The sequence below is a fragment of the Rhodoferax sp. genome (assembly GCF_010365055.1).
Lineage (GTDB): Bacteria > Pseudomonadota > Gammaproteobacteria > Burkholderiales > Burkholderiaceae_C > Rhodoferax.
The window spans coordinates 1-12,232 of the sequence record NZ_JAAFHA010000076.1 but is presented as its reverse complement, the minus strand read 5'-3'; the positions used below and the strand labels follow the sequence as shown (position 1 = coordinate 12,232).

At 60.3% G+C, this 12,232-nt stretch carries 14 protein-coding genes; 3 read left to right on the top strand and 11 right to left on the bottom strand.

What is annotated here, in order from left to right; all coding sequences use genetic code 11:
• Positions 1-14 precede the first annotated feature (14 nt).
• Both GZ093_RS15320 and GZ093_RS15315 read right to left on the bottom strand, forming a co-directional pair.
• The gene (locus GZ093_RS15320) at positions 15-488 is read right to left on the bottom strand and encodes a tripartite tricarboxylate transporter TctB family protein (protein WP_296487407.1); all 474 of its coding nucleotides are present in this window, start codon (positions 486-488) and stop codon (positions 15-17) included.
• A gap of 146 nt (positions 489-634) precedes the next feature.
• Positions 635-1,603 carry a tripartite tricarboxylate transporter substrate binding protein gene (locus GZ093_RS15315; RefSeq protein WP_296487403.1) on the bottom strand — a complete coding sequence of 323 codons (969 nt, stop codon included), beginning with the start codon at positions 1,601-1,603 and terminating at the stop codon, positions 635-637.
• 154 nt (positions 1,604-1,757) lie between these two features.
• Here GZ093_RS15315 and GZ093_RS15310 point away from each other — a divergent pair, with 154 nt between their 5' ends.
• Positions 1,758-2,492 (top strand): SDR family oxidoreductase, encoded by a 735-nt coding sequence (locus GZ093_RS15310; RefSeq protein WP_296487400.1) that lies wholly within the window; start codon positions 1,758-1,760, stop codon positions 2,490-2,492.
• 63 nt (positions 2,493-2,555) lie between these two features.
• Positions 2,556-3,404 carry a fumarylacetoacetate hydrolase family protein gene (locus tag GZ093_RS15305; protein WP_296487398.1) on the top strand — a complete coding sequence of 283 codons (849 nt, stop codon included), beginning with the start codon at positions 2,556-2,558 and terminating at the stop codon, positions 3,402-3,404.
• A 37-nt stretch (positions 3,405-3,441) separates the two neighbouring features.
• On the opposite strand, the gene GZ093_RS15300 is transcribed toward GZ093_RS15305, so the two are convergent.
• The 9 genes from GZ093_RS15300 to GZ093_RS15260 all read right to left on the bottom strand — a co-directional run bounded on the left by GZ093_RS15300 (position 3,442) and on the right by GZ093_RS15260 (position 11,690).
• Positions 3,442-4,611: a fumarylacetoacetate hydrolase family protein gene (locus GZ093_RS15300; RefSeq protein WP_296487394.1), complete on the bottom strand. Its 1,170-nt coding sequence runs from the start codon at positions 4,609-4,611 to the stop codon at positions 3,442-3,444.
• 55 nt (positions 4,612-4,666) lie between these two features.
• Entirely contained in the window at positions 4,667-5,665 is a 999-nt protein-coding gene (locus GZ093_RS15295) for a D-glycerate dehydrogenase (RefSeq protein ID WP_296487390.1), read from the bottom strand.
• Positions 5,666-5,667: 2 nt separating this feature from the next.
• On the bottom strand, positions 5,668-6,618 hold the full coding sequence (locus GZ093_RS15290; RefSeq protein ID WP_296487388.1) for a sugar kinase: 951 nt from the start codon (positions 6,616-6,618) through the stop codon (positions 5,668-5,670).
• Positions 6,619-6,631: 13 nt separating this feature from the next.
• On the bottom strand, positions 6,632-7,462 hold the full coding sequence (locus tag GZ093_RS15285; protein ID WP_296487387.1) for a TIM barrel protein: 831 nt from the start codon (positions 7,460-7,462) through the stop codon (positions 6,632-6,634).
• Positions 7,452-8,246, bottom strand: a complete 795-nt coding sequence (locus GZ093_RS15280) for an amino acid ABC transporter ATP-binding protein (protein ID WP_296487385.1) — start codon at positions 8,244-8,246, stop codon at positions 7,452-7,454. The genes GZ093_RS15285 and GZ093_RS15280 overlap by 11 nt, the downstream gene beginning before the upstream one ends.
• A gap of 18 nt (positions 8,247-8,264) precedes the next feature.
• Positions 8,265-9,071 (bottom strand): transporter substrate-binding domain-containing protein, encoded by an 807-nt coding sequence (locus GZ093_RS15275; RefSeq protein ID WP_296487383.1) that lies wholly within the window; start codon positions 9,069-9,071, stop codon positions 8,265-8,267.
• Positions 9,072-9,137: 66 nt separating this feature from the next.
• Positions 9,138-9,791, bottom strand: coding sequence for an amino acid ABC transporter permease (locus tag GZ093_RS15270; RefSeq protein WP_296487380.1), 654 nt, complete (start codon positions 9,789-9,791; stop codon positions 9,138-9,140).
• Positions 9,791-10,462, bottom strand: a complete 672-nt coding sequence (locus GZ093_RS15265) for an amino acid ABC transporter permease (protein WP_296487379.1) — start codon at positions 10,460-10,462, stop codon at positions 9,791-9,793. Before GZ093_RS15265 ends, GZ093_RS15270 begins: the two co-directional genes overlap by 1 nt.
• Before the next feature lie 151 nt (positions 10,463-10,613).
• Positions 10,614-11,690 (bottom strand): LacI family DNA-binding transcriptional regulator, encoded by a 1,077-nt coding sequence (locus tag GZ093_RS15260; protein ID WP_296487377.1) that lies wholly within the window; start codon positions 11,688-11,690, stop codon positions 10,614-10,616.
• A gap of 111 nt (positions 11,691-11,801) precedes the next feature.
• Here GZ093_RS15260 and GZ093_RS15255 point away from each other — a divergent pair, with 111 nt between their 5' ends.
• On the top strand, positions 11,802-12,116 hold the full coding sequence (locus tag GZ093_RS15255; protein WP_296487374.1) for a hypothetical protein: 315 nt from the start codon (positions 11,802-11,804) through the stop codon (positions 12,114-12,116).
• Positions 12,117-12,232 lie beyond the last annotated feature (116 nt).

Here is a 12,232-nt window from a genome sequence, read left to right as displayed (position 1 = left end):
GGATTGCTTTCGGCCTACCAGGCAACTGATTCGAGTATGCCCCACGGCAGCGGCACCTTGAGGAGTTTGTAAAAGAGCGTGTGTATGCAGAGCGAGCCGACAATGGCGACGATGAGAGCCGTTCGGAATCTGACCTTGAATACAAGAAAAAGCGCCATCAGCAAGATCACTGCCGTGGGCATGAATCCCAGGCTTTCCGACACGGTCACGTAAAACGCCAGAACCAGCGGAATTAACAGGAACCCGAGCGCGATGCGGCGCTGTCCCCACCAGTGTGGCAGGGTGATCCAGCCGGCAGTACCAACGGTTTTAACGCCGCGAATAACAAGCATGATGGCGCAAATCATCAAACCGACTGCTATTAATTGCGGAAACATGTTGGGTCCAACATTCTGGCCCGGCATCGGAGGGAAAGAACGGGCATGAACGTAAATGGCAGCGCCAAATGAACCAATCAGCAGGCCCGATAAAACGTCGTTGATTTTCATAGGAGCCTCGATGTGCCGGCCGGTGCGAATGATTTTCCGCTGGAGGAGCAAGGGAGAACGAGGCAGTCGTGAGCAGCTTGCTGTTCACGACTGCGGATCAAAAGCAAAAGCCGCATGTCAGGCCGGTCAGGCTGCTTCCACTGTTACTACCTAGCCATGCCAAGCGCGCCCAATATCCGCCCCATGTCGGCATCGCCTTTTTCCATGAACTTTCCGAAGCCGGCTGCATCGGCATATGCCACGCCAAAGCCCCGCCCGGCCATGAAGTCCTGATACTCTTTACTGCTGTTTATTTTCTTGAGCACAGTCTCCATTTTGGTCTGCACATCTGCAGGCAGGCCTTTGGGCCCTGCAATACCGCGCCATACGCCAATCGTCCAGTCGCTGCCAGTGGCGCTTTTAAGCGTTGGCACATTCGGGTAAAGGGCAGCCGGGGCATCCGCCATGACCGCAAGCGGGCGTGCTTTGCCTGCATCGATCAAGGAGCGCGCTTCAGGCAGCGCGGCTGTGACGATATCAACGCCGCCTGCCGCCAATTCCAGCATGGCTGGTGCTGCGCCGTTGGACGGCACCCACGGCACGGCACTGGCTTCGAGTTTCAAATCCTTGAGCATGCCGGCCAGCGCCAGATGCCAAATGCCGCCTTGGCCGGTGCCGGACGCCTTGAGCTTGCCCGGGTTTGCCCGGATGGCCTTCATCAAGTCATCCATGTTCTTGTAGGGAGAGGCAACGCTCACCGTGACGGCAGCGGGGTCAACATTCATCAGCCCCAACGGTGTGTAATTTTTAGGCGAAAGCTGCGTCAGACCTTGGTGATGCATCATTGAGATTTCGACGGTAATCATGCCAAGGGTGTAGCCATCCGGTTGCGCGCCTGCGATGGCCTGATGGCCGACCACACCGTTGCCGCCGGCACGGTTGACCACGTTGACCGGCTGACCCAACTCTTTCTCCAGCAGTGCACCAACGATACGCGCGGTTGCATCCGTGCCGCCACCCGCAGCCCATGGCACGATGAGCGTAACGGGTCGATCCGGCCATGCGGCATGCGCCGCACCGAAGGAACAGGCCATCGCCACGGCGGCGATGGATTTAGAGAGGGTTCTGCGCTTCATTTTTATTCCGCCTCATAATTTAGATGGATAAGGGTTTGCCTCAATTGGCCGGGTGGTAAGGCCAATTGATAATTGCACGATCTGCAACATTGAACATCCGTAGAAACCCTAGCACGGGCAGTGTGTGTCCACTTTTTTAACCAAGGGAGAAGCCATGAGACTCAAAGGAAAAACTGCACTGGTGACAGCCGCCGGCCAGGGCATTGGCCGCGCCAGCGTACTGGCGATGGCAGCCGAGGGCGCGCAGGTGCTGGCCACCGATATCAACGGCCAACTGCTGGAGAGTTACGCCGGCGTACCTAATGTCACCACGGCGCGGCTGGACGTGATGGACAAGGCTGCCATCGTGGACCTGGTGGCGCGCATCGCACCGCTCAGTGTACTTTTCAACTGCGCAGGGGTTGTGCACAACGGCAGCATCCTTCAGGCCACGGATGACGAATGGAATTTCGCGTTTAACCTGAACGTGCGCGCGCAGTACTGGATGATCCAGGCGGCGCTGCCCAAGATGCTGGCGGCTGGCGGTGGCAGCATCATCAACATGTCCAGCGTGTGCAGCAGCCTCAAGGGGCTGCCCAACCGCTTCGCGTACGGCACCAGCAAGGCGGCCGTGGTGGGCCTGACCAAGTCGGTCGCCGCCGATTTTGTTGCACAGGGCATTCGCTGCAATGCTATTGCTCCGGGGACCGTAGATACGCCCTCACTGAGTGACCGCATCAACAGCTACGAAGATCCGGTTGAGGCGCGCAAGAATTTCATCGCCCGCCAGCCCATGGGACGGCTGGCCCAAGCCCATGAAATTGCGCCTATCGTGGTGTACCTGGCCAGCGACGAATCGGTGTTTGCTACCGGCCAGCTGTTCTCGGTGGACGGCGGCATGACCATATGAATCAGCTCGATTTGGCCGGCTACCTCAACTGATAATCCAACAATCAACTCAAAGGAGAAAACCATGAAACTCGTTCGTTATGGAAAGCTGGGCCAAGAAAAACCCGGCCTCATCGATGCCGAAGGCAAGCTGCGCGACTTGAGCGCTGTGATCAAGGACATAGGCCCCGATCAGCTCGGGGACGCCGCGCTGGCCAGGCTGCGCAAGCTCAAGACGGCGACTCTGCCGCTGGTCAAAGGCTCGCCGCGCATGGGCAGCCCGGTCAGCGGCGTCGGCAAGTTCATTGCCATCGGACTGAACTTCGCCGACCACGCGGCCGAGTCGGGACTGCCGATTCCGAAAGAGCCCATTGTGTTCATGAAAGCCACCACCTGCATCCAGGGACCCAATGACCCGGTCATGCTGCCCAAGGGCTCCAAAAAAACCGATTGGGAAGTGGAGCTGGGGGTGGTGATCGGCACGAAAGCGCGGTACGTGTCACAAAAAGACGCCTTGAGTTTTGTCGCTGGCTACTGCACCGTCAATGATCTCAGCGAGCGCGAGTACCAGATCGAACGCGGCGGCACTTGGGACAAGGGCAAAGGCTGCGACACCTTCGGCCCTCTCGGCCCCTGGCTGGTCACGCGTGATGACGTGCCCAATCCGCAAAAACTCGGCATGTGGCTGGACCTCAACGGCAAACGCATGCAGACCGGCTCGACCCGAACCATGATTTTCAGTGTCGCCAAGCTGGTCAGCTACGTGAGCCAGTTCATGACCCTGATGCCCGGGGACGTGATCACGACGGGCACGCCGCCCGGTGTGGGCCTGGGTATGAAGCCACCGCTGTATCTGAAGAAGGGCGACGTGATCGCCTTGGGCATTGAGGGTCTGGGCGAGCAGCACCAACTGGTCGTGCCGTTCACACGCTGAAGTCTGAGCTTGGCCGCAGTTGCGGCCTGGCAGCCCGCTAGAGCAAACCTCGCTTGGCCAGATTGCGCATCAAATGGGAGATGCCAAATGTCCATGGCGGGCACTTGTCAGTGCGCTTCATCCGGTTGACCAGTGTGCCAAGTTTCGGGGCCGAGATGGTGACGATGTCTCCCTCTTTGTGAGTAAAGCCGCCGCCCACGGTGTCCCTGTCCTGCACCGGCGCAAACATGCAACCCAAAAAAAGCATGGCGCCGTCCGGATATTGGTGATGTGGGCCCATCATCTGTCCGGCCAGATCCACTGGGTCCCGACTGATCTGCGACATCGATGAAAATCCCTCAAGCTTGAACCCGTCTTCACCCACAACCGTCAAAGCAATGGTGGTCTGACGCACATCATCAAGCGAGAAATTGGAATCAAAAAAGCGCAAACAGGGTCCAATAGCTGCGGATGCGTTGTTGTCTTTGGCCTTGCCCAGCAACAAAGCCGAGCGGCCTTCCACATCACGCAGGTTGACGTCATTGCCCAAGGTGGCCGCCACGATTTCACCGCGTGAATTTACCGCCAATACAAGCTCGGGCTCGGGGTTGTTCCAGGATGACGAGGGATGGAGGCCAGCATCAGAACCTGTGCCCACTGCGGCCATGGGCGGCGCCTTGGTGAAAATTTCTGCGTCCGGCCCGATGCCAACCTCCAGATACTGGCTCCAGGCGCCTTGGGCAATCAACACCTTTTTGAGCGCCATGGCCTGCGGCGACCCAGGCTTCAATTTGGAGAGATCATTTCCGACCAGCGCCAAGATTTCCTCGCGAATGGCTGCGGCCGCCGCCGGGTTACCACGTGCCCTCTCTTCAATCACACGCTCAAGCATTGACACGGCGAAAGTAACGCCCGCCGCCTTGATGACCTGCAGGTCAACAGGCGCCAGCAACCAAGGCCGTACCGGGTTGCGTGTGTCGGGCGGTGTATTCTCAAATAGTTCGGCAAGTGAAGCGATCCGCTCGCCACTGGCTTGCTTCAAAGAGGCTACAGGATCTGACGCTTCGCAAAGATCCCGCATGGTGGGGAAGAGGTGTGTGATGTCGATGGCGCCGTCGTCACGCAGGGCAACAATGGAAGGGCCGTCAACATCGGGGCGCCAAACACGCGCCGCCAAGGTGCCGGATGTGCCGTCGTGTGGGAGACAGGCTTGGTCAGTGAGTTGCATGGAAATTACCTCCTTGGATGATTGAAAAGATTGCGCATATTGTGATCGGTGATAGCTACGCGGTGGAAAAATCAAAGACAGCGGGTGGCCGCTTGCCCGCCAAAGCGCTGAGCAAGTTGCTGGTGGCCAGCACCGCCATGGCATGACGTGTTTCAAACGTGGCGGAGCCAATGTGGGGCAGCGCGGTGACTTTTGGGTGGATACGCAACGGTGAATCCAGCGGTAGCGGCTCCCTGGCGAACACGTCGAGTCCGGCGGCGCGCAGGGTGCCGTGGTCCAGCGCGTGGAGCAGGGCGCTCTCCTGCACGATGGCACCGCGCGCGCCATTGATGAAAATCGCGCCAGGTTTCATCAAACCAAACTCGCGCACGCCCATCAGGCCGCGGGTCTCATCGGACAAGGGCAGCACGACGGCGACGATGTCGGCGCGGGCAAGCAGCTCATCGAGGGGCGTGTGGGTGACTTTGCCGAGCAGTTCTGGCAGCTCCCTGGCCACGTCGAGCGGGCTGCGCCTGTAGTACAAGACCGGCATGCCAAAGCCCAGGGCAGCACGCCGGGCCACGGCCTGGCCGATGCGGCCAAAACCGAGAATACCGAGTGTCTTGCCGTGCACGTCCCAGCCAAACAGCTCTTCACCGATGTTGCGCGTCCAGCGGCCTTCGCGTACGTGGTTGGCCAGCTCGACCAGGCGGCGGCTCGTGGCCATGATGAGCGAAAAAATCGTGTCTGCCGTGGTCTCGGTCAACACGCCCGGCGTGTGGCACAGCATGATGCCGCGCGCCGCCAGTGCTGGAAGTGTGTAGTTGTCAACGCCGACGGACACACTGGAAATCACCTTCAGCCGCGGCGCCTGGGTCAGCAGGGCGTAGTCGATGGGGTAGCTGGAGCCGATCATGCCTTCGGCTGTTCCCAGAGCGGCATGGAACGCGGCCAGTTGTTCGGGCACGCGCGGGTCGGCGACCGTGACCTCGTGCTGCGCCTGCAGGCGTGCCAGCTGGTCGGGCGGCAGCTCCCTGAACACCAGAACCTTTTTGCGCGACGGGTTGCTTGTCATTCTCAAAGTCCCGCCTGGTCGAGTTCCGCGCGTGTCGGCAGGCCTTCGCTGTCGCCCAGCACCTGCACGGCGCGCGCGCCAATCCAGGCACCGCGCTTGACGGCGTCTGGCACGCTCAGTCCATCGAGCAGCGCGCTGATCACACCGACCGCAAAGCCGTCGCCAGCGCCCACGGTGTCGATCACTTCGGCCACCGCAAAACCCGGCACACGGCCTGTACCGATCTCGCCTTCACCGTCAAAAAAAGCGCCTTCGCTGCCCAGCTTGACGATGACAAGACGCGCGCCGCGCTGGCGATAGAAACGGGCAATGCCTTCCGGGGTGTTTTCGCCGGTCAAAAAGCGGCCTTCTTCGAGGCCCGGGAGCACCCAGTCGGCGCGTGTGGCCAGGTCGTTGATGGTGTCGCGCATTAGCTCAGGGCTCGGCCATAGGGTGGGGCGCAGGTTGGGATCAAACGACACGCTGCGGCCAGCGGCGCGCATCAGGTCCATGGTTTTTCGGGCGGCGGGCAAGGTGCTGGCCGAGAGGGCGGCAAACACGCCGGTGGCATGCAGGTGACGCGCCGAGCGCAGCCAGTCTTCATCAATATCATCCGTTCCCATGTGGCTGGCGGCCGAGCCCTGGCGGTGGTACTCCACCGGCGGGTCGCTGCCGTCAGTCACTTTGCCCTTGAACTGGAAGCCGGTTTTTTGCGAAGCATCGCAGACCACATGGGAGCAGTCAATGCCTTCGTCCGCCATGGCCTTGAGCAGATACCGCCCCATCGAGTCGGTACCCAGGCGGCTGGCCCAGCCGACCTTCAGGCCCAGGCGCGCCAGGCCGATGGCCACGTTGGTTTCAGCGCCAGCGGTGCGCTTGTAAAAAGCGGCGGCGTTCTCCAGCGGGCCGGGCCGGTCGGCGACCAGCAGCATCATCGCTTCGCCAAAGGTAATCACGTCCAGTGCTCGGGTCATGCAAGCCTCTCTTTCATGCAGGAATGGGGTTGCGGCCAGCCATGCCGGCGGCTACCGTGCGCAGTTGGTCGACTTCCTGGCGGGTCACGGCCATCAGGTCATCACCTGTCAGTGGGTACTCAATGGCCCACGGCACGTCGGCCGGCAGGGCACGCAGCACGGCGCGCCACGGTGCACTGGACTCGGCCAGCGGCACGGCGACCCAACGCTGCGGTTGGCGCTGCACGCCTTTGCAATGCACATAACGCACTTGCGGCGCCAGCGCGGCGGCGGCCTGCAACGGGCACTCGCCGGTCCAGTGCCAGTTGCCCATGTCAAAGGTCATGCCCAGAAAAATCCCCTGGGCATTGGCCCTGTCAAAAAAATCTTGCAGCGCGGCCAATGTGCCGGCGCCGGGGGTCTGGTCGTTCTCGATCACCAGCTCGGTTTGGGCGGCGTGCAGCCGGTCTTGCAGTGCCGAAAGGGTGCCGTGCGAAGCTGGACCAAAGCCGCCGATCGCCATTTTCACGCGCGCCGCACCCAAGGTGTGGGCGGCCGCCAGGGCGCGCTCCAGCGCGGCGCAATCGAGCATGCCATCGGCGGACCAGAGGTATCGCGCGCTGGAATAAACCACGCTTTTGTTGGCGGCATGGATGGCTTGCGCCAGAGCGGGGAGTTCGGTTGCGGCATCCACCAGCAGCTCGCTGCGCACTTCAACGCCATCGGCGCCGGCGGCGTGGCTCAGCTGGGTAAACCACAATTGCCCGTGGCGTCGCACTTCGGCGGCGCCGAAAGCCGACAGAGAAATCAGGATAGGCGGAGCTGGCTCAGTGCCTGCTGCTGGCCCGGCTTCTCTAGTGCGCATGTTGCGAGTTCAGGATCTGCCCGAGAAAATTGCGGGTGGTTTCATGCTGCGGATTGCTGAAGAATTCTTGCGGCGGGGCTTGCTCGATGATCCGGCCGTCGGCCATGAAGATCACGCGGTCGGCCACGCTGCGGGCAAAGCCCATTTCGTGCGTGACGCAGAGCATGGTCATGCCGTCGTCGGCCAGGCTGATCATGGTGTCCAGCACTTCCTTGACCATTTCCGGGTCCAGGGCCGAAGTGGGCTCGTCAAACAGCATGATCTTGGGCGTCATGCACAGAGCGCGGGCAATCGCTACGCGCTGTTGCTGCCCGCCCGAGAGCTGGCTCGGATATTTGAGGGCCTGCTCGGGAATCCGCACGCGCGTGAGGTAGCTCATGGCAAGGGCTTCGGCTTCTGCTTTGCTCAGTCCCCGCGAGCGCATCGGCGCCAGCGTGCAGTTCTGCAGAATCGTCAGATGCGGAAACAGGTTGAACTGCTGGAACACCATGCCGACTTCCTGGCGCACAGAGTCCACATTCTTGCCGCCCGCAGTCAGGTCGATCCCATCGACCACAATACGGCCTTTTTGCACGGTCTCGAGGCGGTTGATGCAGCGGATCAACGTAGACTTGCCCGAGCCCGAAGGCCCGCAGACCACGATGCGTTCGCCTGCCGCGACCTCCAGGCTGATGTCGGTCAGCGCCTGGAATTTGCCAAACCATTTGTCCACCGCTTCGATGCGGATGATGGGCTCTGCCCCGGCGGGCTTTGCCGAGGAAGTGGATCGCACTGTGTCTGTCATGAACGCACCGTCCGGGGGTTATTGCATTTTCGGCAAGTCGGTTTCCAGCCATTTGCGGTACAGCTTGTTGAGCTCGCCGTTGGCCGTGTTCCGGTCGACAAAGTCATTGACCGTCTTCAGCAACTCAGCCTGGCCGGGACGCATCACGATACCCATGACCTGCTGGCGCAACAAAAACTTGTTCTCAAACGTATTGGCCGGTGCGCGCTTGTCAATTTGCGCGGCTACCGTGGTCGAGCAGCCAATGGCGTCCACCTGGCCCGACATCAAGGCCTGCATCGCCGAGGCGTCGTCGTCAAAGCGGCGAATCTCGGTACCTTCAGGCGCCATGGCGGTCAGGGCCACGTCTTGCGTGCTGGCGCGGGCGACGCCGACGCGCTTGCCTTTCAGGTCAGCCGCGGCCTTGATGCTGGCTTTCTTGTCTCCATACAAAACAATGCTGGCAGCGGCGTAAGGCTTGGAGAATTGGACCTGCTTGGCGCGCTCGGGCGTGATGGCCAGCGAAGCCACCAGCAGATCAAGCTTGTTGGTCAGCAGAAACGGAATGCGGTTGGGGCCGGTCACGGGAACCAGGTTGAGCTTGAGCCCCAAGTCCTTGGCCAGCAGGCGGGCCACATCGGCGTCGTAGCCGTCGGGCTGGTTGCTGCTGTTGGTGGTGCCGTAAGGCGGAAAGTCAACCAGCATACCGATGGTCAGTTCTCCCTTATTCTTGATCTCGGCGACGGTCTGCCCGATGGCGGCAGGGGCCCACGCGCACAGGGTGGCGGCCAGGCCCAGGGCCAGGGCGGTGCCCGTGAATGCACGGCGTTGCAGATGCTTGATCATGGTAATTCTCCGTAGGTTGTGGTGAAAAAAAGTTGAATAATTGACAAATGAAGGAACTGCGGTGGCTTAGCGCGCCAGCGCCTTGGCATGTCGGCGCTCCATGCGCGCGGCCAGAAAAGACAGGGGCCAGCACAGCGCAAAATAAATGGCCGCGACCACGCTGAAGACGATGAGCGGCTGGAACGTGGCGTTGTTGATGATCTGCCCGGAGCGGGTGACTTCGACAAATCCAATGATGGCCGCGAGCGAGGTGCCCTTGATGATTTGCACCATGTAGCCCACGGTGGGCGCGAGCGCGATTTTGAAAGCTTGCGGCAGTATGACGTCGCGCATGCGTGAGAAGTACGAGAGGCTGAGCGCCTGCGCCGCCTCAACCTGGCCGGCTGGAATCGCCTGAATGCAGCCGCGCCAGATTTCGCCCAGAAATGCACTGCTGTTTAGAATCAGCGCCACGCCGGCCGCCACCCAGGGGTTGATGTCAAAGCCCAGCACCGGTGCGCCGAAAAACACCAGAAAGAGCTGCAGCAGCAAGGGTGTGCCCTGAAAAATCTGGATGAAGCCGCCCGACAGCCAGCGGGCCACGGGGTTGTCGGAGGTGCGGCTCAGCGCAATGATCAGGCCGCCGATCGCACCACCAATGAAGGCGATCATCGACAGCGCCACGGTCCATTTGGCCGCTTCGAGGATGAAGAGAAATTCAGGAAAGCCGAAAGTACGCATCAGCGGCGGTCCGGGTAGTTCAGGCCAAGCCGGTAGATCACCCGGAACAGCGCTGAAAAGGAAAGCGCCAGCAACAGGTAGATCACGGCGACGACGATGTAAATCTCAAAACTGCGAAAGGTCTGCGACTGCAGGTTAGCCGCGACCGAGGTCAGGTCGTCCGCTGAAATCGCCGACACCACGCTGGAGCTGAGCATGAGCAAAATGAACTGGCTGGTCAACGCCGGGTAAATGGCCTTGAGTGCGGGTTTCAGAATCACGAAGCGGAAGATTTCGTGGCGTTTCAGATTGAGTGCCAGCCCGGCTTCAATCTGCCCCTTGGGAATGGATTCGATGCCTGCACGGATGATTTCGGTGGCGTAGGCGCCCAGATTCACCACCATTGCGGTCAGCGCCGCGGTGTAGGCCGACCAGCGCAAGCCCAGCGCCGGCAGTGCAAAAAAGAAGAAGAACAGCTGTACCAGGAAGGGTGTATTGCGAATCAGCTCGATGTAAGCATTGATCATAAAGCGCAGCAGCGCGGGGCCGGCGGTTTTGCCCCAGGCGCACAAAATGGCGACCACCAAGCCCATCAGCATGGCCAGTATCGACAACTGGAGGGTGCTCAAGGTGCCTTTGACGAGCAGCGGCCAAGCTGCAAAAACATCACCAAATTGGAAAACGTAATTCATGAATCAACATTGGTTCAATGATGGTTTGTGAGGAGCAAAGTTTCTTGTCGTTCTGGCTTCACATCGCGTCAATTTGAAATATGGCTGAAACCGGTTTCATAAAATTATAGAAATTTAACAAGTGCCTGTATCTAAGTAAAAACCCTTGGACTTAGGGTTTGGCAATAGGCAAAGACGAGCCGCGCGCCACCAACCGCCCGGACAACAATATCTGGCGTGGCGGCAATTCGAGGCCTTTTAGCCGTTCAATCAGGCAGCCGGCTGCGATGCGGCCCAACTCGTCGGTTGGTTGCGCAATGGTGCTCAAGCCGGGGCCGACGTAGGGCGCCCATTCAGTCTCATCAAAGCCGACTAGACCCATGTCGGCGCCCAGGCGCCAACCAAGACGTGCCATGGCTGCCACCACTCTCAATGTCACGACCGCGTTGCTGGTGAGCACGCCGCACAGGCCGTGACCAGCACGCTCACGCAAGCTGCGCAAAGCATCGTCCAAACCCTGCTCATCGTCCACCATGCTCTCGAATGTGTTGCCCTGCAAGGCAACTGTGTCCTTGGCGGCCGCACTGACAAAGGCTAGAAAAGCGGCTTCGCGCTCCTCCCGAGAACTCACATCCTTGACAGGTTCTGAAACAAACAACAGCTCGCGGTAACCGGTCTCCATCAAGTGGCCAAGGCCCAGGCGCACCGCCCCGGCGTTGTCCAGCGAGACGAAGTCGGCCTGCATGCCGTGGTGGCGACGGTCAACCAGCACGACCGGCTTGCCATGGCGCGCGGCGTCAGCGGCAGCCTTGGTGTCACGGCCCAGTGTGTTCAGGATGAAGCCTTCTACCTGGTAGGCCGTGAGCGCCTCAATCGCCTCACATTCGCGCCGGCTGTCGTTGCCCAGGTTGAAAAGCATGAGCAGGTAGCCGGCTTCCTGGCAGGCCTTCTCGGCCCCGCGGAGCACTGCCACTGAAAACGGGTTGGTCACATCGGCCACCACCAGTCCAATGAGCCGTGAGCGCCCTCGTTTGAGCGCCTGCGCCATGGGGCTGGGGCTGTAGGCCAGAGCCGCAATGGCGACTTCCACGCGCGTGGCGATGGCCTTGGTGAGCAGCTTGTCACGATGGTTCAGAAATCTGGAAACCGTTGCCTTGGAGACACTGGCGGCGCGTGCAACATCCGCGATGGTGGCGCGTACCGCGGGTTGGGGTACCGGCGTCGAATGCAAAGATTTTTGGGTCAGCATCTGAATTGAAGCAATTAATCTAGGGCCAAACTGAAACCAGTTTCAGTTCATGTTAGCACTGATCCACCTGCAACGGAATCGGAGTCATGTCTCTTCTCGATGGAAAATTCAATGCTGAAAAGTCAAAGTGACGACCTGGTACGGCCTTTGAGCGCGGGCCAGCAAGTCCTCAGCGTGGCCGAGAGCGACTTTGCCTGGCCCAAGTCATTTGAAGCGCAGGCCGAAGCCGGCATGAACTACTTTGTGGCGTACGGCGCGTCCAAAGGCCTGCTATTGGGCTGGGGCTTGCTGTCGGGCGGCTGGGCCAAGACGCAGACGCAGGCTTTGGTGGACCTGAAAGAAATAGCGCCGGGCGAAGTGAGTGGACGAGCGAGAGATTGTTGCTATCGAAAAAATAGCTATAGATGCAATGGATACGAGGGCTAGAGCCAGATTTTGCCGCAGATTAAACTACAAAGTGCATCAGTAGGTAGTTTAAGCGGAGTCATTTTCAAGCGATAGAAGACCTCATGCGGCGTACGATAGCCCAAGCACTTGCGAGG